Origin of the sequence: Collinsella sp. AF15-51 (assembly GCF_003462845.1) — a bacterium.
Taxonomy (GTDB): domain Bacteria; phylum Actinomycetota; class Coriobacteriia; order Coriobacteriales; family Coriobacteriaceae; genus Collinsella.
In genome coordinates, this window is sequence record NZ_QRYG01000001.1 from 113,064 (window position 1) to 138,299 (window position 25,236).

Annotated in this window: 21 protein-coding genes; 10 read left to right on the forward strand and 11 right to left on the reverse strand. The window is 59.1% G+C overall.

Annotation, left to right across the window (positions count from 1 at the left end; all coding sequences use genetic code 11):
* Both DWW51_RS00550 and DWW51_RS00555 read left to right on the forward strand, forming a co-directional pair.
* Positions 1–913 (forward strand): IS1595 family transposase (locus DWW51_RS00550; protein ID WP_197032110.1); only part of this gene is annotated, 913 nt, incomplete at its 5' end.
* A 47-nt stretch (positions 914–960) separates the two neighbouring features.
* Positions 961–1,176 (forward strand): type II toxin-antitoxin system RelB/DinJ family antitoxin, encoded by a 216-nt coding sequence (locus DWW51_RS00555; protein ID WP_117772945.1) that lies wholly within the window; start codon positions 961–963, stop codon positions 1,174–1,176.
* A gap of 37 nt (positions 1,177–1,213) precedes the next feature.
* On the opposite strand, the gene DWW51_RS00560 is transcribed toward DWW51_RS00555, so the two are convergent.
* The 7 genes from DWW51_RS00560 to DWW51_RS00590 all read right to left on the reverse strand — a co-directional run bounded on the left by DWW51_RS00560 (position 1,214) and on the right by DWW51_RS00590 (position 10,424).
* Positions 1,214–1,714, reverse strand: coding sequence for a hypothetical protein (locus DWW51_RS00560; RefSeq protein WP_117772947.1), 501 nt, complete (start codon positions 1,712–1,714; stop codon positions 1,214–1,216).
* 1,088 nt (positions 1,715–2,802) lie between these two features.
* Positions 2,803–3,321 carry a hypothetical protein gene (locus tag DWW51_RS00565; RefSeq protein ID WP_147344012.1) on the reverse strand — a complete coding sequence of 173 codons (519 nt, stop codon included), beginning with the start codon at positions 3,319–3,321 and terminating at the stop codon, positions 2,803–2,805.
* A 192-nt stretch (positions 3,322–3,513) separates the two neighbouring features.
* Entirely contained in the window at positions 3,514–6,000 is a 2,487-nt protein-coding gene (locus tag DWW51_RS00570) for a glycosyltransferase family 2 protein (protein WP_117772951.1), read from the reverse strand.
* Positions 6,001–7,068, reverse strand: a complete 1,068-nt coding sequence (locus DWW51_RS00575; RefSeq protein WP_117772953.1) for a glycosyltransferase family 2 protein — start codon at positions 7,066–7,068, stop codon at positions 6,001–6,003. It abuts the gene before it with no gap.
* 12 nt (positions 7,069–7,080) lie between these two features.
* Positions 7,081–8,199 carry a glycosyltransferase family 2 protein gene (locus DWW51_RS00580; protein WP_164473294.1) on the reverse strand — a complete coding sequence of 373 codons (1,119 nt, stop codon included), beginning with the start codon at positions 8,197–8,199 and terminating at the stop codon, positions 7,081–7,083.
* Positions 8,200–8,273: 74 nt separating this feature from the next.
* Positions 8,274–9,314 carry a glycosyltransferase family 2 protein gene (locus tag DWW51_RS00585; protein WP_117772957.1) on the reverse strand — a complete coding sequence of 347 codons (1,041 nt, stop codon included), beginning with the start codon at positions 9,312–9,314 and terminating at the stop codon, positions 8,274–8,276.
* Between the two features lie 6 nt (positions 9,315–9,320).
* Complete coding sequence (locus DWW51_RS00590) at positions 9,321–10,424, reverse strand: glycosyltransferase (RefSeq protein ID WP_117772959.1); 1,104 nt, start codon at positions 10,422–10,424, stop codon at positions 9,321–9,323.
* Between the two features lie 256 nt (positions 10,425–10,680).
* Here DWW51_RS00590 and DWW51_RS00595 point away from each other — a divergent pair, with 256 nt between their 5' ends.
* Positions 10,681–11,700, forward strand: coding sequence for a glycosyltransferase (locus DWW51_RS00595; RefSeq protein WP_117772961.1), 1,020 nt, complete (start codon positions 10,681–10,683; stop codon positions 11,698–11,700).
* Between the two features lie 20 nt (positions 11,701–11,720).
* Here DWW51_RS00595 and DWW51_RS00600 read toward each other — a convergent pair whose 3' ends face one another.
* From DWW51_RS00600 to DWW51_RS00610, 3 genes are all read right to left on the reverse strand, one after another.
* Complete coding sequence (locus tag DWW51_RS00600; RefSeq protein ID WP_117772963.1) at positions 11,721–13,520, reverse strand: AAA family ATPase; 1,800 nt, start codon at positions 13,518–13,520, stop codon at positions 11,721–11,723.
* A 202-nt stretch (positions 13,521–13,722) separates the two neighbouring features.
* Positions 13,723–15,537, reverse strand: a complete 1,815-nt coding sequence (locus DWW51_RS10215) for a hypothetical protein (RefSeq protein ID WP_156058761.1) — start codon at positions 15,535–15,537, stop codon at positions 13,723–13,725.
* 139 nt (positions 15,538–15,676) lie between these two features.
* The gene (locus DWW51_RS00610; RefSeq protein WP_117772965.1) at positions 15,677–16,108 is read right to left on the reverse strand and encodes an Rrf2 family transcriptional regulator; all 432 of its coding nucleotides are present in this window, start codon (positions 16,106–16,108) and stop codon (positions 15,677–15,679) included.
* A gap of 224 nt (positions 16,109–16,332) precedes the next feature.
* On the opposite strand from DWW51_RS00610, the gene sufC reads away from it, so the two are divergent.
* From sufC to sufU, 5 genes are read left to right on the forward strand one after another with little or no spacing between them, the layout of a single operon-like run.
* Positions 16,333–17,133, forward strand: a complete 801-nt coding sequence (gene sufC, locus DWW51_RS00615; RefSeq protein ID WP_006235561.1) for a Fe-S cluster assembly ATPase SufC — start codon at positions 16,333–16,335, stop codon at positions 17,131–17,133.
* A 12-nt stretch (positions 17,134–17,145) separates the two neighbouring features.
* Positions 17,146–18,558 carry a Fe-S cluster assembly protein SufB gene (gene sufB, locus DWW51_RS00620; protein ID WP_022094821.1) on the forward strand — a complete coding sequence of 471 codons (1,413 nt, stop codon included), beginning with the start codon at positions 17,146–17,148 and terminating at the stop codon, positions 18,556–18,558.
* On the forward strand, positions 18,558–19,829 hold the full coding sequence (locus tag DWW51_RS00625) for a SufD family Fe-S cluster assembly protein (protein WP_117758330.1): 1,272 nt from the start codon (positions 18,558–18,560) through the stop codon (positions 19,827–19,829). Before sufB ends, DWW51_RS00625 begins: the two co-directional genes overlap by 1 nt.
* On the forward strand, positions 19,826–21,151 hold the full coding sequence (locus DWW51_RS00630; RefSeq protein ID WP_197032111.1) for an aminotransferase class V-fold PLP-dependent enzyme: 1,326 nt from the start codon (positions 19,826–19,828) through the stop codon (positions 21,149–21,151). The genes DWW51_RS00625 and DWW51_RS00630 overlap by 4 nt, the downstream gene beginning before the upstream one ends.
* Entirely contained in the window at positions 21,144–21,578 is a 435-nt protein-coding gene (gene sufU / locus DWW51_RS00635; protein WP_117758331.1) for a Fe-S cluster assembly sulfur transfer protein SufU, read from the forward strand. The genes DWW51_RS00630 and sufU overlap by 8 nt, the downstream gene beginning before the upstream one ends.
* A 658-nt stretch (positions 21,579–22,236) precedes the next feature.
* Here sufU and DWW51_RS00640 read toward each other — a convergent pair.
* Positions 22,237–23,049, reverse strand: coding sequence for a transposase (locus DWW51_RS00640; RefSeq protein WP_117758332.1), 813 nt, complete (start codon positions 23,047–23,049; stop codon positions 22,237–22,239).
* 403 nt (positions 23,050–23,452) lie between these two features.
* On the opposite strand from DWW51_RS00640, the gene DWW51_RS00645 reads away from it, so the two are divergent.
* Together DWW51_RS00645 and DWW51_RS00650 are read left to right on the forward strand one after the other, a co-directional pair.
* Positions 23,453–24,187, forward strand: coding sequence for an iron-sulfur cluster assembly scaffold protein (locus DWW51_RS00645; RefSeq protein WP_006235554.1), 735 nt, complete (start codon positions 23,453–23,455; stop codon positions 24,185–24,187).
* An 18-nt stretch (positions 24,188–24,205) separates the two neighbouring features.
* Positions 24,206–25,210: a GGGtGRT protein gene (locus DWW51_RS00650; RefSeq protein WP_055252290.1), complete on the forward strand. Its 1,005-nt coding sequence runs from the start codon at positions 24,206–24,208 to the stop codon at positions 25,208–25,210.
* The last annotated feature ends 26 nt before the right edge of the window (positions 25,211–25,236 follow it).

The window sequence follows — 25,236 nt, forward strand, 5'->3', positions numbered from 1 at the left end:
AGAGCGCTGCCCCCGTTGCGGCTCGGTCGCTATCGTCAAGAAGGGCAAGTCCAGGAACGGTGAGCAGCGCTACCTCTGCCGCGACTGCGGCAGGACGTTCTCCGGCTCCACCGACCGGATCCTCGGCACGAGCAAGCTGCCCCGCGAGACCTGGATGGCCTATGCCGAGTGCTTCGCCCTCATGCTCCCTCTCCGCGAGTGCGCCGGCCGCTGCGGTGTCTGCCTCAAGACCGCCTACACCATGCGCCACAGGCTCATCGAGTGCCTGAAGGAATACTCGCCCACGTTCCATGTGGGGCGGGGGCAGGCCTGCGAGCTCGACGAGACGTACTTCCCCGAGTCCTTCAAGGGCAACCATTCAAGGGGCTCCTTCACCCTGCCGAGAAAGGCTCGCCACCGCGGCAAGCAGGTCCACAAGCGCGGCCTCTCCCGCGAGCAGATCTGCGTCATGACGGGCGTCAGCGACACGGACGCCACCTTCTTCGAGGTCTCGGGCCGCGGCGTTGTCTCGCGCAGGCGCGCGGCGGAGGCCCTCCGCGACCGCATCGGCGCGGGCGCGGTCGTCGCCACGGACAAGGCGACCGCATACATCGACGTGCTGCGCGACCTGAAGGTCGCCTCGCATGAGTCCTATGATTCCAAGGACCGCTCGGAGGGCACCATCAACCGCATCAACACCGTCCATTCGCTCCTCGACTCGTTCATGGCCCGCTTCAAGGGAGTGTCCACAAAGCACCTGGGAGCCTACCTCGACTGGTTCCGCTGGTGCCGCACCTTCATGGCGGCGGGTTCGCGCGCGGCGGAGTCTACGGTCGCCCGCCAGCTCGCCAGCGGCTCCTGCTCGACCCGCGTCCGCGGCATGTTCGGCCTCGAGCCTCCCCTCATGGACTACTGGGACGGGCGGGCGGCCTAGCGAATTAAAATGGTGGCCACGGAGCAGCGACCGCGGAAGGAGCGGCAATGACATCGAACGTCCCGGCCACCACGATAAGAATCGATCCCGAGGTCAAAAGGGAGGCCGTGGCCGTACTCGACGAGCTCGGGCTCTCCATGTCGGGCGCCATGAACATATTCCTCAGGGCGGTGATCCGCGAGGGCGGCCTGCCCTTCGACGTCAGGCTGGGATCTGAGGGGAAGGCTGACGGGGAGGGCGGGGACCGCGATGGGCGGGGATAGCCCGATTATTTTCCGGTTCGACGAACAGCCGATCGTGTCAAATTTGGTCTAACAGAGCCAAAATAAAAGCAGCAGAATTATCAGCCGTTGCAGATGCTTCAATAGTCCCCTGAACCCCATTGGCACTTACATAGTTGAGAGTTGCGGAGGCAAGGCTATCGCCGTCATCGGGAGTAGCAAAGGCAACGACCTGATCAGTCCCGTTGGAAAGGCTCGGGTAGGCAAGATATACATACTGGAAAGAAGAATCGACCGGTTCAGCCTGCTGATGGTTCTCAGATACATCAACGCCAAAATCCTCATCAGCCGAGTCGTCAACGTTCGTTGCCGGCGATGAGTCATCTGCAGCGCCGGCATCGAGAGAGCCCGCATCACGCGAGGCCACGCCATCATCGTCTGCAGTCGCAGCGTCCACGGCAGCGTCCGCAGACGGGACGTTGCTCACAGCGTAGGCAGCAGTCACAGGACCTATCAAGGATGAAATGGTCAAAAGACCAGCAAGAGAAAAAGCTGTTGAGGCACGCAATGCCTTTTTCATATCGAATCCCCCGTCACAAATAATGTTACCAAGAGAAGATTATCTTACAATCTCCTCTGCATCGGAAGTCCAGCTATTCGAAGCACGGGAATTGTTATAAAGGCAGATAGAAACCTGCTCTTATAAAAATGCAAACTTTTGTCTTTTTGTCCTTCCATGGACACAGTGTTAGCTCTAGTTTTTGAAGCAATTAGCGGCGCCCCAAACAGCGCAAGCGCCAGTGACACGAAAATCCACTGAAACACGCAATTCGTTTAAACACGCGGCGAACGACGAAAGCATGTACACAGCCGCGAAATACAGCAAAATGCCCCAATGTTTCGCTTGCATCAGGGGCGTCTAGGGCTTCGTCGAGAAAAATCTCGTCAGTATATTTGCACAAAGCAAGTCAAGGTCTCCACGAATCAAACACCAGCAATGTAGCCAAAACCCAACGCCTTTACAGCTTTTGAGCACCCTATGCCGAACCTTGGTATCACTTCGCTCTAGAGCGAGAAAAACTCGCTCCGGAGGATAGGTTTGGTACGAGCCACGGATCACCGTTGAGGAAGTACTCCGGCCAGCGTTGCATAAACAGTGCCTGTTCTCGTTTCCAATGGCTCAGTTTTTCCTCGTTAGCCTCTTCCCTGCCGCGCGAGGCGAACTCGTAGTGGTACAGCTCTGCATAGGGCTTGAAGATGGCGCGACAGCCCGCCCACACACACGTAGACGAAAGCCCGCGTTGTTAAAACCAACGGCGAATTTCTCGTTATGAACGCCAACCTGTTCAAACACTTCGCGGCGGACCATCTGGCAGGCGCCCGCTACAGCGCTAAAGTTGCCGGGCGCACAGCACGGGCAAGAAAGCCCTCACTCTCTGCGAATGGTATCTTTGTTGCGGCAAATTAAAACACGCAATGCTATAGATAGACGAAGTCCGATTAGCGGACGATGAGGAGTGCCACATCTTATAATCACGGGGATTGTCGCCCCAGAAAAACCCGATATGACAATCGACGCTGGCAGCAGTCTTAAAGATGGTGACGCCGCCCTCTCTCCGATTTAGAACCGTTCGAGAATCTTCTCGACATTCTCTCGCAGATAGATATCTAGGTCCGGCACGACAAACTGCACGTAGCCTCTCTGTGGCGCCTGAATAACCTCTCTTTGTGCAATTTTGCCCTAATGGAGCTGACCTCATTGGTCTTTTTACCCATGCGCTTAGCAATCTCGGCTGATTTAAACTGTTGATTATCCTCGCACATCGCCAAAAGGTATTTGATATCGTTATGCCCCAGTCCAGAAATCGCGGGCTCGTGAACAACATCGTGAAAACGAGCTTCTGCCAGCGCAATGCCTTCGGCAACATCGCGCTCACTCACGATGGCACTTTTGGCACGATGCAAATTGGCGCGCTGCCAAATGGAATAACCGACCAGTTGCACCAGATAGGCATAGCCCTTAGTGGCCTTAGCGGCTCTCGACAGAAGATTGTCCTCTATGGTCAAACCAGTCGCGACAAAACTATCGCCCATAGAAAGCGCCACCTCCACCTGGTTGATAGGCGCCAGATCTTCGGGGAGGGCGCGCCGCAAGAACGTAAGCGCCTTGCCGTTAATAAGATCCATAACGCCGGCGGGTAAGCCGGCAAAGGCAAGTGCAATATCTACTTATATCGGATAATATCGAGTTATATAAGCCTGTATAAACTTATCGCGGAAGTATCGAGCTTTCGTAATTTGTCTTAGTAGGTAGTCCAACGTTGCTTTCTTCCAAGCTCATAGCGAAAGAAAGTTTAGTACTTCCTAAAAACCATTGCTTTAGACCGAGAAATACTCGCTCTCGGAGGATAGGTTCGGCCCCAACCACGGATCGCCCGTCAAGAAAAACTCCGGCCAGCATTGCATGAACAGTGCTTGCTCGCGCTTCCAGCGACACATCTTTTCCTCGTTGGCCTCTTCCCTGCCGCGCGAGGTGAACTCGTAGTGGTACAGCTCGGCATAGGGCGTAAAGATGGTGCGGTAGCCCGCCTCCCACACGCGCAGGCAAAAGTCTGCGTCGTTAAAGCCAACGGCGAATTCCTCGTTGTAGCCGCCGACGCGCTCAAATACGTCGCGTCGCACCATCTGGCAGGCACCCGTTACGGCGCTAAAGTTGCCCGGGCGCACAGCGCGGGCAAGATAGCCCTCGCGCTTTGCCGAGAAGTCCTGGTTGGCATGGGCAAGTGCCCCACGCACGCCAACCAAAATGCCGGCATGCTGCACCAGATGATCGGCAAAGTAGAGTTTGGCGCCCACCACGCCCGCATCGGGACGCTGCAGATAGCCCATCATCTCTTCGATAAAGTCCGGGCTTATGACCTCGGTATCGTTGTTGAGCAGCAGCAGGTAGTCGCCCTTGGCGTGCTTCACACCAAAATTGATGATCTGAGAGTAATTGAACTCGCCCGGCCAGCACACAACACGCGCGATGCCCTTGCCTTCGGATGCTGCAGCCACGCGCTCTGGCAGGGTTTCGTAATACGCAAACGTCTCCGGGGCTTCGCTGTTGTTCTCCACCAAGACGATCTCGTAATTGGTATACGTTGCCTTCTGAGCGATCGACATCACGCAGGCATCGAGCGTCTCAACGTGATCCTTAGTGGGAATCACAATGCTCACCAGCGGCGCAGACTCCGGCAGCGCATAACGCATGTGATAGACAAACGGCGTCTCGGCCTCCTCGACCGTTCCGCAAATGCCCAGCGCGTTAAAGTGGCGCTGAAGCGCAAGGCGCCCAGCTTCAATAGCATACGGCTTGCTATCGGCAGAACCGTCGGCGGTTGAACCGGGATGCACGCGCCAGTGATACAGTACGTGCGCAACATGTTCAAACCGCGCGCCCGCCGCAAGGCAGCGGAGCGTCAGGTCGTAATCTTGGGCGCCCGCGACGTCTTCCGGCGACATGCCAATGCGATCAATAAGCGCCTTCTGCACCATCAGGAAATGCGTCACGCAGTTATGGCTATAGAGCAGGTCGACGTTGAGCTTGGTCTTAAAGACCGGCTGGCCCCACTCCCCCGTTTTCTGGAACATGTCCTCGTCGCAGAACAGGACCTGGGGACGCTCGTCCTCGGCAGCCTTGTTCAGCGCGGCAACATAGTGGAACAACGCGTCCGGTTCCAGGATGTCGTCATGGTCCAAGAACGCGATGTAGTCGCCCGTCGCTTGCTCGATACCTGCGTTGGTGTTGACCACAATGCCGCCGTTGCCGGGAAGCTCGATGCGACGGATGCGCTCGTCGTTGGCACCTGCCGCAAGGGCGGCCACCGCATCCCATTCAGGCGAGGCATCCATAAGGAGCAGTTCCCAGTTGTCATAACTCTGGACTAGCACCGAGTCCAGCAGCTCGCGCAGGTATTCCCGATCAGTCTTGTAGCACGGCACCACAATACTCACGAGTGGTCTATAGGCAAAAGCCACCGAAGCGACACGCTGGCACGCTAAATCGCCCGGCTTTGCGCGATGTTGCTCAAACCAACGTCGATAAGCTGCGTCGTCTGCACGCGCGTCCTTCATGCGGTTCCAGCTGTCGTCGACAATGCCGTTGTACAGGCGACCATCCATGGCGCAAAAACCGCTCTGGATTAGGCCCGTGGGATCAGCCGCAATCGCGACAAAATCACGTATATCCTGGGGCATCTCAACGCTCAAATACGTTTTATTGACGCGGCAACCGTTGTGCTGCGGCACATCGATCTGCGATTCAAACACATGCACGGTGACATCGATGGCATTCATATGCGCATCGAAAATCTGGAGCTCAGGGGTGCACTTGGAGTCTCCCACCCACGTAACCTCATAGCGCCACACCGCGCCGGCGTCTGCCGGCAAATAGCGAATGGCATCGATCTCGTAGCGACCGCAGCATTCGCCACGCTGCGCATCGCGGATAAGCGCACACAGCGCAGGCTTTGCTTTGTAGTTAATCTTGGATTCCAGCTTGGCCACGCGGCTATCGAGGCGAATAGAGCCCAACCTTTGGCCACCGAATGCAAAAACGGCATCCATCGACGAGCCATCCAAAAACGGAAGTACCAAGACGGCGAGCTCGCGTTCGTAATCGGAAACGGAAGGGCAAAGCGCCAGCACACGGCCATGATCGACCGGGAGTACCAGCGACGGCACACAAGAGCCGCTCGTCGTCGCATGGGCAAACGCTTGAGAACCCTCCCGCTCAATAAGCGCGGTGACATCCTGACCGGCAAAACGAAGCAGCACAAACAGACGGCCCTGACTGCGGCAAAGCGCCAAACGCTTGATACTCATCTACACTTCTCGCTTTCCCAGGGCGTTCGCTGCCATGCGTTTGCAGGCACCCAGGCGCCCAAACCTCAAGACGTCGTAATCGAACATGAGCTTTTTACATGCACGGGCATTGGGGGCCTTGCTGGTAAGCGCCGCACGCACCATAGCAGCAACAGAAGGAGCGCATTGTGCGAGCGCAGCATCGCTGCCCACGGCAGAACCGGCAAGCGCCGTGGCAACGGCAGCAAACACCTTGCCGCAGTCCGAACCCAGCAACCTGAGCGCATCGTACAGCACCAGATCGCATAGGAAGTACGCCAGGTCATCGGCATACTGGACATCGAGACCGTCGCGCTGCCAGTCAGCCAGCACAGCGGAGTAAATCTTCACATGCTCCAGCAGACGCGTCTCGTCGTCATAGCGCATGGTGTCCATGAGCGAGCCCTTGCGCGCCACGCGGTAGTCATACAGCTTGTTCGAAATAAGCGCGGTCTTGCGCGAGCGACCGTACACGGCAAAATCGAAGACCTGGTCCTCGCCATACTTAACGGTTTCGTCGAACACGATCCCGTTGCCCAGCAAAAACTCACGCTTGCAAGCGGTGCGCCATGCAAAGGGGCGAGACGCTTCCTTAAACAGCAGGTCGGAGCCATAGCCTTCAAACGACACATCGCGCGGGCTCAGTACATAGTTAAGCCACGGATACCCCGCCTCCAGCGGATACGGATTCGCGCCAAAGGTCAAAACATCACAGCGCTCGCGCTCAAAGGCATCGACGATTACACGGCATGCATCGGGCGTAAACCGGTCGTCGGAATCCAAAAACGCGACGATAGGCGCCGTGGACGCAGCGATGCCGGCATTACGCGCACTCGACAGGCCCCCGTTTGGCTTATCGACCAGCGTAAAGCGCGCGTCCTTTTCGCAATACGCAGCCGCAATATCGCGCGAGCCGTCCGGCGAGCCATCGTTGACCAGCACGCCTTCCCAATCGGGCATGTCCTGCGCAAGCAGGGAGTCCAGGCACCAGGCCAGGCACTCCTCCACGTTATAGATGGGAACGACAACGGAAATCTTGGGGGTAGCCATAGTCACTCGCTCCTACTGTGCGGCCGGAACGTCATCGGGGTGCGGGTTGTCGCCGTGGGTGCGCTGATACGTCAGCACGCGCCAGACCAGCGGCAGGCCGCCGATCTTAAAATAATGCTTAAACGTATTGATCTTGCCCGGCTTCTTAAAGTCAAAGCGCGAATCGATATAGGCGCGGGGAGACTTGACCATCAGGCGCAAGTCGGTCTCGCCACGCGGATCGAACAGCGACAGGTCAAAGCGACCGGCATCCCAATCGGCCTTGAGCTCGGGAGATGCCTTCTTCCAAAACTGCTCACGCAGTTCATCGACCAGACGTTCATCATTCCAACGGTACGTATCGACCTTCATGCGCATTAAAATCCCCTGGAGCTGAGCCTTGAGCTCGGGGCGCTCTTCCAAAAAGCGCTGCATCTCGGCATATTCGTCGCAAACGCAAAACACCTTGTTGGGCGAATTAACGGAGCTCTTCTCGTTATCCTGACGATAGCACAAAATGGGGTCCGCAATAAACGCGGCACGTTCGGCACAAGCCCAAACCTTAAAGTTAAAGCCTGCGTCCTGATACGAGGCACCCGGCGTGGGAAGGAACCGAATCTGATTGTCGTTGAGGAACTCGCGCCGATAGATAGCCGACCAAATGGAAGGTTTGCGGTAGAAGATGCCCGGGCGGTCGACGGGGCGATACGCGGCGCCCGTCATATGCTCGTCGATAATCCCAAACAGTTCACGGCGCTCGCTGGGCGTGGACCAATACAGGTAAAAGTCGCCCTTTACCACATCGGCATGCTCAGCATCGGCCTTGGCGACCAACTTTTGGAGCGAATCCTCAAACATAAAGTCGTCGGACTCAAGGATGCCCACGTACTCGCCGCGCGCCATCTCCAGGCCGCGGTTCATCGAGTCGCCGTAGCCGCTGTTGGCCTTGTCGATCATCTTTACACGGGGGTCGCGCTCCATGTACTCGCGGATGATATCTGGCGAGCTATCGGTAGAACCGTCGTTGATACAGATGATCTCGATGTCTTTGAGCGTCTGCGCCACGGCGGAATCAAGGCACTCGCGCAGGTAGCGTTCGACATTGCAGATGGGGACAAGCAGCGAAACTTTAGGGGTATCAGAGTTCTGCAAGAGAACCTCCTGTTGAATAGCGTGTAACAGGGTTATTTTAGCAGCCGAGTTGCGGCGGGCGGCAGCGCTTGGAATTAGATAAAGCGCTCCAGGCAGGCTTTGAGACCGCGAGTCGAAAGATAGAACAGCGTGGCGTCTGCCATCGAAACGCCCGAGGTCGCCACAACGAGCTTGTGGGCAACACGGCGAACGGCGCCCTTAGCAGGCATATCCGTCCACTCCCTTCCCAAAAACGTCGTGAGATCCATATTGACGCGAACGGCTACACGGCGGTAGTCATTAGCGTCCAAGCGTGCCAAATCAAACACGATAAGGTCCAAGAACCAGGTGATCAGCTCGCCGGGGCACAGGTCCAAAAGACCGTAGGCCACCCAGTCCTCCAAGACCTCCTCGAGCATCCTCATGTGGGAGTCAAGCTTTTTGGCGCGAGCCTCGGCACTGTTGAACTCGTGCGTCGCCGATTCGCTCTCCATCACGTAGTGGTAGAACTTGTCCGGCATGACAACGGTCTTGCGGGCAAGCGCATAGGCCGCAAATTGAAATACGACATCCTCGCCCAAGGCCAAGCCGGGAGCAAAGCGAATGCCTTCGCGATTGAGCAGCTCGCGCGAAAAAGCCGCACGACAGGCATAGGGCTGCGCATTCGAATGGAACAGCAGTTGGGGATCACGGGCGCCGAAGGTACCGGCTTTGGGGCTCATGAGTTGCTGGACGCGTTTGGGGGCAGCATCGGCAGGTTCACAGACGCCGCCAAAAACGGCGGCCTCGGCATCTGCAGACTCCATGGCATGCAGCACGCGCTCGACCGTCTGGGCATCGATGTAATCGTCGGCATCCACAAAAAAGACGGTCTCGCCCTCGGCGGCATCGATACCGGCATTTCGAGCACACGAGACGCCAGCGTTTTCCTGGTCAATCACCAGTACGCGATCGTCGGCCTGCGCGATCTGACGCAACACGTTCAACGAATCATCAGTCGAACCGTCGTTGACACACACAACCTGAATCGAGCGCTCGGACTGGGCCAGCAGCGAATCGAGGCATCGCTGAATGGAGCGCGCAGAGTTGTAAACGGGGACGACAATGGTAGCTTTAGGGCACGAGGCCTCTCCCATGCCGACCTACCCCCTTAGCGATTCGATGAGGAAGGCGGCGACCACGCCTGGGCCTCCAACCGAGGCGTAATACTTAGCACGCCCCAAGGCACCATCCGTCGCAAAACTCGGATGCTCGTCAACCCAACCCTCAGGATCTTTGAGGATGGCAGCGAGATTCGCGCGCTTCCACGGCTTGAGGTCGTCAAGCGAAAACTCCCCCGCGTCCAAGGCCGCCTGAAATTCCTTAGCCATCTGAACCAGGAACTCCTTATAGAACTTAGGCGCCAGGCGCACGTAGTTCCACATATACGAATCGTACTTAATGAGCTGATTGAACTTGAGCATGCGCGCGACGTCATCACTTGCGTGGTCGCGGGCATAATCCTCTCGAATCCAACGCTCAATCTCGGCATACTCGGTATTGACGCAAAAGACCTTAGCCGAAGAATTGACCGAGGAATTCTCGTTGTCCTGGCGATACGACAACACGGCATCATGCAGGTAAATAGCCTTTTCGGCACACGCGATCACCTTAAAGGCAAATGACGTGTCCTGAAAGGATGCCCCCGGAGTCGGCAGGAACTTGATACCGTTGCGCTCAAGAAAATCACGACGGTACACGGCCGACCAAATCGACGGTTTTTGCTTAAAGAACTGCGTCGTATTGCTGGGATGCACCGGTTTGCCACAATCCCTTGCCTTAAACATCTCGTGCAGCGAACGGCGCTCCTCGGGCTTAGACCAGTAGAAATCAAAGTTCGCCTTCGCAAAGTCGGCATTATTGCTATCGGCGGCCGAGACAAGCTTTTCGAGTGCGTCGGGCGCCATAAAGTCATCGGACTCCAAGATGCCAACGTACTTGCCACGCGCCATCTCCAGACCGTGGTTCATCGAGTCGCCGTAGCCGCTGTTGGCCTTGTCGATCATCTTGACGCGCCCATCGCGCTCCATATACTCGCGGATAATCGCCGGCGAGTTGTCGGTCGACCCGTCGTTAATGCAGATGATCTCAATATCCTTGAGCGTCTGCGCCAGGGCGGAATCGAGACACTCGCGCAGGTAGCGCTGAACATTGTAAATGGGAATAAGCAGCGACAGAACAGGGCTGCCAGAGGCGTTAGTAGACAAATGTGCTCCTTAGGAAATACCTGTCGTTTCATGGTATCAAAGGGTCAGCGCGCCAGCGGGCGTTTATATAATCTATGGAGCCTCTTGCGGGCAAAGTAGCCGCACGTCATGCGGCGGGCCCGTGGCAGGTTCCTGCGTTTTATTCAAAGCTTGCCGCCAAGGTGCGCCGAGCCTTTACAATAGGACAGTCCCAAGGACGTATTCGATAGCTTCCGTGCAGCGCATGCGCGCCGCGCGTGAAAGGATATATTGCCCCATGCCTTCAACCCTTCCCGCTCCCATCGATAAGCTCGCCATCGTCGTCGTTACGTACAAGCGCCAGGAACTCCTGGCCAACTTGTTCGAATCTATGACCGAGCTCACGGCAACGCCCTGGCGCATCGTGATTGTCGATAACGAGAATTCGCGCGAGACCGAGGCCATGTGCACCGCATTCAACGAGCGCCTGGCCAACCTGTGGGGCATCGACACCGAGCAGCCCGACGCGCAGGGCGGCACCGACCGTGTCATCTACGCCCCGCAGCTCGAAAACGGCGGCGGTGCGGGCGGCTTCTCGGCCGGCACTAAATGCGCCTACGACCTAGGCGCCCAGTGGTTCTGGGTGATGGATGACGACGTGCTCGTCATCCCCGAAGGCATCGAGCGCTTGGCCAAGTGGACCGACCGCTACGATGTTATCCAGGGTTCGCGCTTGGACTTTGACGGCGGCGCCTTCTTTTGGCAGTACCAGCTCATCCTTTCGCTCGGCATTCCCAACCCCATCGCCAAGTGGGATCTGGGTCCCGAGGGCTACCGTTCCATGAACCAGCTGTGCTTTGAGGGCGGCATGTTCTCGCGACGCGTGGTCGACAAGATTGGCCTGCCCGATGCGCGCTTCTTTATCTACGGCGACGATGCCTGCTACGGTTACGTAGCCAGCCAGCACTTCCCCGCCGCCGTGGTCGCCGACGTGGTGCTCAAGCGCGCCCGCGCCGTCTCTAACTGGGACATCGCCGGTAAGCGCCAGCTCAACTCCACGAGCGACACCAACCGCTACTACATCATGCGCAACCGAGGCTTCCTCGCTCGCTATATGCAGATCTACGGTGACTACCACCCCATGCTGTTCCGTCTGGGCAATGCCGCGACCTTCTGCAAGGAGTTCATTCGTCTGGCAGCAGTCGACAAATGCTTTAAGACCGGCATTCCGGCGCTGCGCCGCGGCATGAAGGACGCCCGCAAGATCGTTAAGGATCCCAACTGGAAGCCCATGCCGCCCCTGAAGGACGCCGAGTAGTAAAGGGCTTTCGCCCGCCGCTACAGTCGTTGACACACCACGGACACACGCTGACCGTCAAAGCCAAAGCCCCAACGCATGCGCCCGACGGCGGGGCGCGGCACGCGGATATCATCGATGCCGTCGCGCTCTATGTCGAGCAGCGCCTGAACCGCCAACAGTTCCAGGCCCAGGGCATCGACGCCAGGGTCGTACAACATGTTGACCGTAATGAGCGGTCGCTCATCGAGCATGCCGAGCGTGTCGGCCACGTCAAACACCCGACCGGTGGGAATCACCTGGATATCCCAGCGATCCGAGACGCCACTTCGCTTGGAGCTGGGATTGCAATAGCCGGGCAGTCCAAAGCAGAGCCCCTGAAGCGCCAGATGATAGGCTGTCGGCATATCTGATTGGCCCACATCGATGCCCAGATCGCTGATAGCACAGCTCAAAGCTTGCTTTACAGTGTCCTCGTCTCCTCGACACAGCCCGTCATGGAACGAGTCGATAACTCCAACGTCCTCAACGGCGCACTCAAACCATTCCAGAATTACAAGACGGAGCGCCTGACGCACTTCGTTATTAGGCAGACGCAGGGAACGAAGGCACGCGCCGTTTTCCGAATGCCCCGTCATGTCCGTCGTAAGAAATCCAGACAGATACAGCGCTGTCCAGATATCTTCGGGCTTGGCGGCATCGGCCTCCTCGGCATGCACATGCACTGGCACCTCAATAAACCCATGCGCCTCAAGTAAATCGAACAATGCGGACAGGCGCATGAGATTCCAGTCGCCGACGCATGCGCTCAGACGGTCGGCGTAACCATACAGATCTGCCCGAACGGGCGCGACGCAACCGCGATGTGCGTAGTCCACCACGCGCTCCGGGCTCGAGCAATAAAAACCACCAAGCAGATAGCCCTCGAGCCACTCACGCGCGTCATCCAGACAGCCGTTGCGACCGATGCAATCCAACAGCACTTGGACTTCGTCGTCCGAAAAACCGAACCATCGATCACACCAACTCGACAACGCTGTCGCCGACCGATAGGAAACCCCACGTTGGGACAACGCAAACTCGGCATGACCGGGGCGTTCGCACATCAGACACGTCAATCGCAACGAGTCGCCGGCATCGGCAATGGTGTCGAACAACATTCGGCTGAGCGACTCTAGGGAATCCACGCTACCGTCGTCCTTCGCGTCCAAACGCTTTGGACATACCGCGTCGTAGTCGTCTATCAGAAGAACAACCTGCTCATCGAAAGCTGCCTGGAGCAGTTTAATAAGCACGCCAAGCGCCGCATCGATCTCCTTATCGCTGGCCACCCCACGCGCCGCCCTCTCGATAAGACGAACCTCACGTCTTGACAGATCAGGCGCGGCAAGCAGCGGCAGTAATCGGGCGCACTCGCGCACGACAGCCCCGCGAATTGCTGCCGCAGCACCAGCGCCATGCCTCGAAGCGGCAGCTGTAAAGTCGAGCATGATGACCGGATAACTCGCGTACTCATCACGATAGCGACCGCCGCCCGCCTGCCAAATCTGGGTACCAGCGAACAGGCTTCGATCCGGCAGCCGGCGATCAGGTCGTTCCAAATAGCACTTGAGCATCGATAAATTCATGCTCTTGCCAAAACCCTTGGGCCGACAGCAAAGCGCAACAGGTGCTTCACTGTCCAATATATCGGCAATAAACATAGTCTTATCGACGAGTAAACACCGATTGATTGCATCGGAAAAGTCGTGTGCATCAACCGGTAGAGCTGCGCTATCCGCATGATTGAGCAACCGTGCACCAAACGCATGAGTAAAACCACAATTCACCTGTTCAGACACCGTAAACTCTCCTTCTAACGCAGCACGATGCCCATTGTAGCGAGCGGGTAGAGCGCAACAATATCGACATGCAAACGTTTCGGGCAGCGGTAGCAACAGCCCCCCGAGGGGGCATAACAAATCGTTGCACAACAAAAAAAGGGGGGCCGATGCCGCCGCACCGGACCCCGTCCCAAACTCTTATAGAAAACGATCTGGAAGATTACTCCTCCAAGCCGTCCTCCCCAGAAGCCTTCTTCTGCTGATCGAGCTTATGCTTACCACTTACGATAGACGTAGCGCCCAGTGTGGCCAAGCTTGCACTGGCAAGGCTCGCCATCACAATCAGATCGCCCGTCTTGGGCATGTTGCCGCCCGAGGACTTGGTAGTTGTAGTCGTCGTGGTCGTGGTGGTCACCGTTTTGGAGTCATTTTGCTCTTGGACCTGGTTGTCAGCACCGCTCTTGTCGTCGTCTTCGGACTGTTTCTTTTCGCCCTCGGCCTTGCTCTTGTCCTTCTCCTCAGATTCAGACTTCTTATCCTCGTCCTTCTTCTGTTCGGACTTGTCGCTCTTCTCCTCAGAGCTAGAACCCTTATCGGATTCGGTCTTCTCGGAAGCCTTGTCCTTGGAGTCGCCCTTTGCGGCTTCGATCTTTTCCGTGGAAACCTGATCAGAGTTGCCCTTGTTCTGGGTCGAGCCGTTATTGACGCCAGCCATCAGCGAAGAGCCCAGCGTAGAACCAAGCTGCTCGGAGAAAGAAGGCTTCTTGTCCGGCGAAGCAACGGGAACGTCCGGCGCCTTATTCGAGTCATCCTTGGAAGCATCGGAACCAGGGTTTGCGTCAGAGCCGGAGCCGTTGTTAGAGCCGGTGCCAACGGACGAATCGATCGAGCCGGTGGATGGGTTAGAGGTGCCAGCGCCGGTCGAACCAGAAGCGTCGCTGTCCGTATTGCCGGCAGAGCTTGAAGACGAATCGCCCGCAGCAGAGCCGTTTGAATCGGAGCCGTTCGAGGTGGAGCCGTTGTTGGTAGTGCCATCAGCAGAGCCATCACCGTCAGCACCGGTCGAGGGCGCATCCATCCTGTCATCGTTGGCATCGTCGCTCGAGTCGTCATTCGAATCAGGCGTCGGCGAGGGCGCCGGCGTAGGTTCGGGCTGCACGGGCGTCGCAGCGGCAGCGGCCTCGTCCTCGGCGATATAAACCAAACAGTCCTTCAGCTCGTTGCGGTAGCGGTTCTTCCAGCCCTCATGATACTGGGGCTGGCTCGAATACTTGGTCGCCACGTTATTGACCACACTGTTGGAAAGCGCCGTCACAAACTCGCGATCAGTCATACTGTTAGAAAGGTTTGCCCAACGGAAGAAGTCCCTGCAACCACCGGTGCCGCACATGTTGGTGATGCTCCACACCATGCCCTTAACGCAATCGGCACGGCCCGAAATATCAATGCCCAGGCCGCTCTTGAGCCACGCCTCGGTCACCGCATAGTACGAGTTGTACGCATACGCATCCTGCAGAGCCGAGAACTCAACAGGGTCGGTGTTATAAGCACCTTGGAAAGCCTCCTGCGCAATACGGCCCAACTCGGTGAGCTGGCCGTTCTCGTACATGGCATTGCTCGTGTTGGAAATCTCGCTGCCGCGATCAATCGCATCCTTGAGCATGCTGTATTTTTCGGGGTTGTAGTTGTAGGCCTGCTTCATAAACGGAATGAGCGACCATCGACGGTCGAACTGGTAATAACCCAGCGCGTTATAGCCGTCGCCATACGAAAAGCCCTGGTTATAGTTGCCATGGCTCTCGTACTTGGTAAAGTACTTCATCTCGGGGGTCACGTTAACAAACGAAACGCCCTGGACCGACCTCAGCACGCCCGAGAAGGACTGCTGGGTATAGAGACCCTTATCGATATCGGTCGCATCCGAGGCAACGCCCGGCGTGGGCTCCTCGGCAGCGGCGGGTGCCGGCACGGAAACGGCGCCAAACGAAAGCGCCAGCGTCAGGCCCGCGACAATAGCAGAATGCTTGCGCTGCATAAGATCCTCCCTGCATTGGTGTAGTTAAAGTGCAGTTTGCAAAGATAGAATTAAGTATTGCAGCTCACCCGTTGTTGCACAACAACCCCTCGGTAAACGGCAACAACCCTCCGCGAAATCTTAAGGAATTGCGCTCAACCTACAGCTTGATGTTGAAGTTGACTTCGGGGACGGCGGCCAGGTCGGCCAACGTCACGCCGTCGACGTACTTTTCGATCACGTCGTCCAGGCCGCGCCAGAACTTGACGGTTGAGCACAAATCGCTGCGGGTGCAGCTGTTGTCGATGCCGTCGCACGCCACGGGCGCCGTGCTGCCCTCGACAGCGCGCAGGATGTCGCCAGCACGCACCTCGGCGGGGTCCTTGGCCATCATGTAGCCACCGCCTTTGCCGCGCACGCTCTTAAGCAGGCCCGCCTTCATGAGCGGACGAACCAGCTGCTCCAAATACTTTTGCGAGATATGTTCACGGTCGGCAACCTCGCGCAAAGCAATCTTGCCCTCGGCGTCACCCAGCGCCGCGATATAGATCATTAACCGGAGGGCATAGCGGCCCTTAGAAGAAATGAGCATACCTACCCTCCCATCGCATCTGGGACAACATAACCAGGTTTGTTTGTCCCAAATCTTAAGTAAGTGGGACAAACACAACAGGTTATTTTGTCCCAGAATTTGAAAAGTCGAGTGGATTAGTCGGGTTTTCCCTTGACTAACGCCGAACCCATAGTAACTTTATTCCGAGAAGATTCCTAGGGTTTAGTACACCTATGAGTACACCATATACAGAGAGGGACAGCATGAGCGCAAATCCGCTGCTTTCCATCGAAGGTCTCACCGCCTCCGTGGACGAGAAGACCATCCTCCACAATGTCAACCTCAACGTCGCCGCCGGCGAGACCCACGTGCTGATGGGCCCCAACGGCGCCGGCAAGTCTACCCTCGGCCACCTGGTCATGGGCGACCCCGTCTACACGGTCAACGACGGCCGCATCGTCTTTGACGGCCAGGACATCACCGAGCTCACCACCGACAAGCGCTCGCGCGCCGGCCTGTTCCTGAGCTTCCAGGCCCCTGTCGAGATCCCCGGCGTGCCACTGTCGAGCTTTTTGCGCGCCAGTATCGCCGGCCGCCCCGGCCTGGAGATGAAGGGCAAGGAATTCCGTCGTCGCGTCAAGGAGCTCGCGGCCGAGCTTAACATGGATACCGCCTACCTCAACCGTGAGCTGGGCGTGGGCTTCTCGGGCGGCGAGAAAAAGAAGGTCGAGATGCTCCAGCTTCTGCTGCTGCAGCCCAAGCTCGCCATCTTGGACGAGACCGACTCCGGCCTGGACGTCGACGCCCTGTCCACCGTCAGCCACGGTATGGACGCCTACCGCAAGAGCTGCGACGGCTCCATGCTCATCATCACGCACAACACGCGCATCCTGGAGCACCTGGATGTCGACCGCGTCCACGTTATGGTCAAGGGCCACATCGTGCGCGAGGACGATGCCTCGCTGATCCCCTGGATCGACAAGAACGGCTTTGAGACCTTCGAGCGCGAGGCCGCCGAGCAGCGCGCCCAGGCCGAGGCCGCCGCTGCCGAGCAGCAGGCGTAAAGGGGCGACGCAATGACCAAGAACCGCACCGAGGTCGCGGACATCGACCGCAGCCTCTACGACTTCACCTACGGCGAGGAGGGATTCGAGCGCCTCGACGCCGGCATCACGCCCGACATCGTGCGCGAGATCAGCGCCAAGAAGGACGAGCCACAGTGGATGCTCGATCTGCGCTTAAAGTCCCTCGAGATCTTCAATCGTTTTCCCGACCCGACGTGGGGCCCCTCCATCGAGGGCCTGGACATGGACAACATCGTCACCTACGTCAAGCCCAACACCGACCAAAAGCACGACTGGGAGTCGGTGCCCGACGACATCAAGAACACCTTTGAGCGCCTGGGCATCCCCGAGGCCGAGCGCAGCTACCTGGCGGGCGTCGGCGCGCAGTACGACTCCGAGCTGGTCTACCACAACATGCAGGACACCGCGTCCAAGATGGGTATCGTCTATTCCGGCATCGAGGAGGCCCTGCACGACCCGCAGTGGGAGCCGCTCATCCACGAGAAGTTTATGACGCTCATCCCGCCCACCGACCACAAGTTTGCGGCCCTGCACGGCGCCGTATGGTCGGGCGGCTCGTTTGTCTACGTGCCCAAGGGCACCAAGTTGGACTTCCCGCTGCAGAGCTACTTCCGCCTTAACGCCAAGGGCGCCGGCCAGTTTGAGCACACGCTCATCATCGTCGAGGACGACGCCGACCTGCACTTCATCGAGGGTTGCTCCGCGCCCAAGTACAACGTTGCCAACCTCCACGCCGGCGCCGTCGAGCTCTTTGTGGGCAAGCGTGCGCACCTGCGCTACTCGACCATCGAGAACTGGTCCAAAAACATGTACAACCTCAACACCAAGCGTGCGCGCGTGGACGAGGATGGCGACATAGAGTGGATCAGTGGCTCCTTCGGCAGCCACGTGGGCTACCTCTACCCCATGAGTGTGCTCAACGGCCGCCGCGCCCGGTCGAGCTTTACCGGCATCACCTTTGCCGGCGCCGGGCAGAACCTCGATACCGGCTGTAAGGTCGTGCTCAACGCCCCCGAGACCTCGGCAACCGTCGAGACCAAGGGCATCTCCAAGAGCGGCGGCATTCAGACCTTCCGCAGCTCCATCGTGGCCACGCCCAAGGCCGAGGGTTCCAAGGCAACCGTGAGCTGCCAGTCGCTCATGCTCGACGACCAGAGCCGCTCCGACACCATCCCCGCCATGGACATCCGCGCCAAGAACGTCGACATCGGCCACGAGGCCACCATCGGCCGCATCGGCGACGACAAGGTGTTCTACCTGATGAGCCGCGGCATCTCGGAGGAAGAGGCCCGCACCATGATCGTCAACGGCTTTGCCAACCCGGTCTCCAAGGAGCTGCCGCTGGAGTACGCCGTCGAGATGAACAACCTGATCAAGCTCGAGATGGAAGGAGCGATCGGATAATGAAACAGGAAACCAACACCGCTGCTACCACCCTTGAGCAGGTCAACGCGATGCCGGCTGCCACTTGGGGCTGGCTGAAGATGAATCAGACCAAGCTCGAGCTCTCTGACGAGCTTGCCGCCGCTCCCGCGGAGGCCGTTGAGGTCGAAGGCTTGGGCGAGCAGTTTATTGGCGTGACAGACGCGTTCGACGCCGCCATGGACGCCATGGCCGAGCGCTTCCCCGAGCGCCGCTCCTCCGCCCCCGGTGATGCCGCCGACCGCGCCCGCATCACGCCCGAGACCGAGCTCGACGTGCCCGCCACCTCCGTCTACCAGGCCGGCGCCATCAAGCTCGAGGAGGAGCTCTCCCCTGCTGAAGCCTTCGAAACCGGCATGGGCGAGGCTGCCTACGCCTACTTGGCCGAGCACGCTACCAAGCGCATCGTCATCGATGTGCCCGCATACCAGCACGCCACGGTTACCGTGCGTGTGAGCGGTGTCGATGCCGCCGCGGCCATCGCCGCCATCGACGTCGTCGCTCGCCCGCAGGCAACGCTCGACCTGCATATTGCCCTAGACTCTCCTGTTACCGGCGAGGGTGTCGTGGGCTCCGTGCTACGCGTGTGCGCCCACGAGTACGCCACCGTCAACGTGACCTGCACGCAGACACTCGACGACAGCTGGATCGCACTCGACGACACCGGCCTGTTCCTGGACGAGGGCGCGCGCGTCAACGTGCAGCACACCGTCCTGGGTGCCGGCGCCAGCGCCACCGGCCTTGCCGGCGACCTGCTGGGCGACACCGCCAAGGTGACCATCGATACCGATTACCTGGGCGCCCGCGAGCAGGTGCGCGACTTTAACTACGAGCTGCGCCACCGCGGTCGCAAGACCGAGTGCGAGATCGACGCCAACGGCGTGCTGACCGGCACGTCCAAGAAGGTCTACCGTGGCACCATCGACCTCGTGCACGGCTGCAAGGGTGCAACCGGCACCGAACGCGAGACGGTGCTTTTGGCCAACAAGGGCGTCGACAACAAGACCGTTCCCGTCATTCTCTGTGACGAGGACGACGTCGCCGGCAACCACGGCGCCACCATCGGTCACGTCCGCGACGAGCAGCTGTTCTACCTCGCCTGCCGTGGCCTTGACCAAAACGCCGCCGAGGACCTGTTCATCCGCGCCAAGCTGGAGGACGCCGCGCTTTCCGCCACCGACGAGCGCACCCGCGCCGCCGTCGTCCGCCTAGGCAACAACCTGATCGACAACTTTGAAGAGGAGCTCGCATGATCGACACCGAGCACGTTAAATGCGATACCTGTACTGCCCCCGAGCCCATGGAGCTCGACGCCAGCGACGAGGCTTCGCGCTGCTGGCCCACCGTGGACATCGAGACCAACCCCTACAAGGGCCAGTTCCCGCTGTTCCAGCAGCACCCCGAGATCGCCTTCCTCGATAGCGCCGCCACCGCGCAGCGCCCTGCCTGTGTGCTCGACGCCGAACGCGACTTCTACCAGCGCATGAACGCCAACCCCCTGCGCGGCCTGTACTCGCTGTCCGTCGAGGCCACCGACGCCATCGCGAAGGTCCGCCAGCAGATCGCTGACCTCATCGGCGCCTCACAGGCCAACGAGGTCGTCTTCACCCGCAACACGAGCGAGTCGCTCAACCTGGTCGCTAAGAGCTTTGCGCCCACAGTGCTCGAACCGGGCGACGAGGTCGTCATCACCATTATGGAGCACCACTCCAACCTGATTCCGTGGCAGCAGGTCTGCCGCGAAACCGGCGCCAAGCTCGTCTACCTCTACCCCACCAAGACCGGCCAGCTCACCACCGAGGAGGTTCTTGCCAAGGTGGGTCCCAAGACCAAGATCCTAGCCGTGGGACAGGTCTCCAACGTGCTGGGCGTCGAGAACCCGGTCAAGAACCTCGGCAAACTCGTGCACAAGTACGGCGGCTACCTGGTCGTCGACGGCGCGCAGTCGCTGCCGCACATGCCGGTCGATGTGGCCGACCTGGGCGCCGACTTCTTTGCCTTTAGTGCGCACAAGGCCATGGGCCCCATGGGCATCGGCGTGCTGTGGGGCAAGATGGACCTGCTCAACGCCATGCCGCCCATGCTTACCGGCGGTGAGATGATCGACTCGGTTACTGAGCAGGACGCCGTCTGGGCTCCCGTCCCCGAGAAGTTCGAGGCCGGCACGCAGGACGCCGCCGGCATCTTCGCCACAGGCGCCGCCCTCGACTACCTCGTCAACACGGTGGGCTACGAAAACATCCAGGCACGCGAGCATGAGCTCGTCCACTACCTGATGGGCGAGCTCATGCAGCTCGACTTTGTCCAGATCATCGGCTCAATCTATTGGGATAACCACCACGGTGTCGTGAGCTTTAATGTCAAGGGCATCCACCCGCACGATGTCGCGAGCATCATGGACATGGACGGCGTCTGCATCCGCGCCGGTCACCACTGCGCGCAGCCGCTGCTCACCTGGCTGGGCGTCGAGAACCTTGCCTGCTGCCGCGCCAGCGTGGCCTTCTACAACGACAAGGCCGACATCGACAAGTTCATCGCCGGCCTGCATCACGTTTGGAGCACATTCAATGGGTAATCTGTACACCTCCACCACATTTATGGAGCACAACTCGCACCCCGACTATAAGTACGAGATGGATGCTCCCACGCACGAGCACGACGGCATCAACCCCAGCTGCGGAGACGAGCTCACCTTGCAGCTGCGTGTCGAGAACGGCGTGATCGAGGAGGCCTCCTTTACCGGCCACGGCTGCGCCATCAGTCAGGCCAGCGCCGACATCATGGCCGACCTCATCACCGGCGAGACGGTCGAGGAAGCGCGTCGCTTGGCAGGGCTCTTCCTCGCCATGATCCGCGGCGAACAGCTCTCCGAGGAGGACCTGGAAGATCTGGACGAGGCCGCCCAGCTCCAGGACATCTCGCACATGCCCGCCCGCGTCAAATGCGCCGAGCTCGCCTGGCGCACCCTCGACGGCATGCTCGAGGGGCAAGCAAACCAGTAGCGTATGCCCCGAATCCAAGGTTTTTGATTGCCGAGCCGCCCGATACGGGCGGCTCTGTTTTTTCTAATGAGCGCGAACGCACAAAGTCCGCGCGTCCGGCACCCCGTCTGTCATTTACCACACAGCCAGACGCGAACACGGGCGTTTTCCACAGCACCAAAGGCCTGCGGCAGGGCCACGAGCACGCCTAGCATCGTCCCATGCCCCATCCAGCTGGGCTCCGATTCGCTTCGCGCCTGCTGCAGACGGGTCCCATAGGGAGCGGCGTGCATTTTTGCGAATATTCAGCACGCCAAGCTGTGTGTATACGCATCGAAAGCGTTAATCAACGTCTCCAGGCGCATATATAGTGCGTTTTAGAACAAGCATCGTGGTCTCAGGGGCGCAAACATGAGCTTCGGGAGCGCATCGGCAGGCATAAATAGCTTCGGGGCCCGTATGTTGCAAAATTGCGACGGTAGTGGCAGTACCGCGATGCTGAAAACTCCATTTTTTGCACGGCGCAGATGGGGGTAGGCACGGGCAAACCCGGACTGAGCCCTTATTTTATGCAAGATGGCGATTGTTCTATGCATATTAAGAAGTGCAGTTGCCGCACCAAGCTTTTGAACGCTTGTTGCGGCGTATGGACGACCCCATCTGCGGCGCACAGGCGACCCTACATCACGTTTCCGCCAGTCCGCATCGCCGTCCGCGCGCGGGCACGCACAATACGAGAGACGGTACTTTTGCCAATCCCGGTATAGCGCTCAATCTGGCGCACCGTGAAACCGGCATCGTGCAATCCAAAAATAACGGTATCGCGCTGCGCCGGCGGTGCGGCTTTAACCCCGCGAAGCGGAACCCCGAGTTCCTTAGCCATCTTGCCGGCAAAGGCGTGGCGTTCCCACTCCGTCTCTTTCATATCGCCCAGCGCTGGCTCGCCGCCGTCGGGCGTCGAAAGTGAATAGGCAATAAAGCCCTCGGCAGAACCAAAGAGCTCAAGCACGCAAGAAGGATCAGAAAATCCCCTCGCGACATCAGCCGCGTCACCGTCGTAAGCGCGCAAATGCTCCGCAAAGCTGCTCCAGGGATAACGCTCGATTAGGCCAACGCCCGCCTCCTGTGGATCGGCGTGTACGGAGCGAATAGCCTCCATCACCTGCCAGTCGGTATCGAGCGAGCGCCGGTCAAAACGGTTCTGGAACAGATGACCTGTGCGCCCCGTGCGTTTATTGAACCGCCGCGCGTACGTCAAAAGCAGCCGGTGCATCGCCGCGCTCATCGCGTCCTCGTAATCTGCCAGCACCAGATGCACGTGATTGCCCATAAGACACCAAGCGATAACCGTGACGCCTGCCTCCCGGCAGCAGTCGCGCATCAACTCCAAAAACTCCCACCGGTCTTCATCGCCCTCAAAGATGAGCTGCTTGCCCGTACCGCGGGCACAGACATGGTAAAAGCCGGTAACCGTTCTCCAAACGCGCTGCATGGCGCTCCCTTCGCCGGGATCTGCTTGCCATCCAATACAGCACGATTGAAGCGTGCCATCAAAACATCCACGCAAAACAATAGACTCGCGCGGCCAAAGGCAGTAAATAGGCGGCGAACGGCACCGTTGCAACAGGTCAGCCCCTGCAACGCTTACAAGAGCTGACCAAAAGCTTGCCCAAGACGAACCCCCTCTACGGAAGTTCGCGACCACAGAACATAGAGTTAAACCGTTTCAATTTAAACTTCCGGACTTCTCGCTACGAAAACTGAGCCGTTCGCCGAATATTCCGTGCATTTCGCGGTATTATAGGGGCTGCATGTCATGTCCCTTTCGAAGGGTCGCCCGGCAATCGCCAGCCACGACCCCCAGACGGGACGCCAACACGATAGAGAGGAGAGGCATGCAGTACTCACAGGAAGTGGAGAACATGTGCCCCGTTGCCAAGGGTGCATACCACGGCCCCGCACCCATCCCCGAGGAGGGCAAGTGGGTCCAGGCTAAGGAGATTTCCGACATCTCCGGTCTTACGCACGGTGTGGGTTGGTGCGCACCTCAGCAGGGCGCCTGCAAGCTCACGCTGAACGTCAAGGACGGCATCATCGAGGAGGCCCTCGTTGAGACCATCGGCTGCTCGGGCATGACCCACTCTGCCGCCATGGCTTCCGAGATCCTTCCCGGTAAGACCATCCTCGAGGCCCTCAACACCGACCTCGTCTGCGACGCCATCAACGTTGCTATGCGCGAGATCTTCCTGCAGATCGTTTACGGCCGCAGCCAGACCGCGTTCTCCGAGGGCGGCCTGCCCGTGGGCGCCTCCCTCGACGACCTCGGCAAGGGCCTTCGCTCTCAGGTCGGCACCATGTTCGGCACCAAGGCCAAGGGCGCTCGTTACCTCGAGCTCGCTCAGGGCTACGTCACCCGCATGGCTCTCAACGACAAGAACGAGATCATCGCATTCGAGTTCCTGAACCTCGGCAAGTTCACCGACGCCGTCAAGGCCGGCAAGACCCCCGAGGAGGCCATCGCTGGCGCTATGGGCCACTATGGTCAGTGGGAGAACGCTGCCAAGTACATCGACCCGCGCACCGACGAGGAGACTCACTCCGTCGCCAGCGTGTTCCCGGTTCACGAGTAGAAAGGGAGGGAAATAACTATGACTGTTACGTTCGAAGGTTACGAGCGCCGCGCTGACAAGATCAACAAGTGCCTCGCCGACAACGGCATCGCCTCCCTCGAGGAAGCTCTGCAGATCTGCACCGACAAGGGCTTCAACCCGCGTGAGATCGTCAACAACACCCAGTCCATCGCCTTCCAGAACGCCGAGTGGGCCTACACCCTCGGTTGCGCTCTCGCTGTCAAGCGTGGCGCCAAGACCGCTTCTGAGGCTGCCGCCATCATCGGCGAGGGCATCCAGGCCTTCACCGTTCCCGGCTCCGTCGCCGAGGACCGCAAGGTCGGTCTGGGCCACGGCAACCTGGGCGCTATGCTGCTCTCCGACGACACCGAGTGCTTCGCCTTCCTGGCTGGCCACGAGTCCTTCGCTGCCGCTGAGGGCGCTATCGGCCTGGCTCTGAACGCCAACAAGGCTCGCAAGAAGCCGCTGCGCGTTATCCTCAACGGTCTGGGCAAGGACGCCGCTCAGATCATCGCCCGCATCAACGGCTTCACCTACGTGAAGACCCAGTTCGACTACTACACGGGCGAGCTCAAGGTCGTCGAGACCATCCCCTACTCCGATGGTCCCCGCGCTGCCGTTAACTGCTACGGCTCCGACGACGTCCGCGAGGGCGTTGCCATCATGTGGCACGAGAACGTCGACATCTCGATCACCGGTAACTCCACCAACCCCACGCGCTTCCAGCACCCCGTCGCTGGCACCTACAAGAAGGAGCGCCTCGAGGCTGGCAAGAAGTACTTCTCCGTCGCTTCTGGTGGCGGCACTGGCCGTACCCTGCACCCGGACAACATGGGCGCCGGCCCTGCCTCTTACGGCATGACCGACACCATGGGCCGCATGCACTCCGACGCCCAGTTCGCCGGTTCTTCCTCCGTGCCTGCGCACGTCGACATGATGGGTCTCATCGGCATGGGCAATAACCCCATGGTCGGTGCCACCGTCGCCTGCGCTGTCGCCGTCGAGGAGGCCCTCAAGGCCTAGTCGCGCCCGCGCGATGCTCACATAGT

Bases quoted from the DNA above. Each gene is read 5' to 3' on its own strand.
- DWW51_RS00555 (WP_117772945.1), top strand. From the start codon at position 961: ATGACATCGAACGTCCCGGCCACCACGATAAGAATCGATCCCGAGGTC.
- DWW51_RS00560 (WP_117772947.1), bottom strand. From the start codon at position 1,714: ATGAAAAAGGCATTGCGTGCCTCAACAGCTTTTTCTCTTGCTGGTCTT.
- DWW51_RS00565 (WP_147344012.1), bottom strand. From the start codon at position 3,321: ATGGATCTTATTAACGGCAAGGCGCTTACGTTCTTGCGGCGCGCCCTC.
- DWW51_RS00570 (WP_117772951.1), bottom strand. From the start codon at position 6,000: ATGAGTATCAAGCGTTTGGCGCTTTGCCGCAGTCAGGGCCGTCTGTTT.
- DWW51_RS00575 (WP_117772953.1), bottom strand. From the start codon at position 7,068: ATGGCTACCCCCAAGATTTCCGTTGTCGTTCCCATCTATAACGTGGAG.
- DWW51_RS00585 (WP_117772957.1), bottom strand. From the start codon at position 9,314: ATGGGAGAGGCCTCGTGCCCTAAAGCTACCATTGTCGTCCCCGTTTAC.
- DWW51_RS00595 (WP_117772961.1), top strand. From the start codon at position 10,681: ATGCCTTCAACCCTTCCCGCTCCCATCGATAAGCTCGCCATCGTCGTC.
- DWW51_RS10215 (WP_156058761.1), bottom strand. From the start codon at position 15,537: ATGCAGCGCAAGCATTCTGCTATTGTCGCGGGCCTGACGCTGGCGCTT.
- DWW51_RS00610 (WP_117772965.1), bottom strand. From the start codon at position 16,108: ATGCTCATTTCTTCTAAGGGCCGCTATGCCCTCCGGTTAATGATCTAT.
- sufC (WP_006235561.1), top strand. From the start codon at position 16,333: ATGAGCGCAAATCCGCTGCTTTCCATCGAAGGTCTCACCGCCTCCGTG.
- sufB (WP_022094821.1), top strand. From the start codon at position 17,146: ATGACCAAGAACCGCACCGAGGTCGCGGACATCGACCGCAGCCTCTAC.
- DWW51_RS00625 (WP_117758330.1), top strand. From the start codon at position 18,558: ATGAAACAGGAAACCAACACCGCTGCTACCACCCTTGAGCAGGTCAAC.
- DWW51_RS00630 (WP_197032111.1), top strand. From the start codon at position 19,826: ATGATCGACACCGAGCACGTTAAATGCGATACCTGTACTGCCCCCGAG.
- sufU (WP_117758331.1), top strand. From the start codon at position 21,144: ATGGGTAATCTGTACACCTCCACCACATTTATGGAGCACAACTCGCAC.
- DWW51_RS00640 (WP_117758332.1), bottom strand. From the start codon at position 23,049: ATGCAGCGCGTTTGGAGAACGGTTACCGGCTTTTACCATGTCTGTGCC.
- DWW51_RS00645 (WP_006235554.1), top strand. From the start codon at position 23,453: ATGCAGTACTCACAGGAAGTGGAGAACATGTGCCCCGTTGCCAAGGGT.
- DWW51_RS00650 (WP_055252290.1), top strand. From the start codon at position 24,206: ATGACTGTTACGTTCGAAGGTTACGAGCGCCGCGCTGACAAGATCAAC.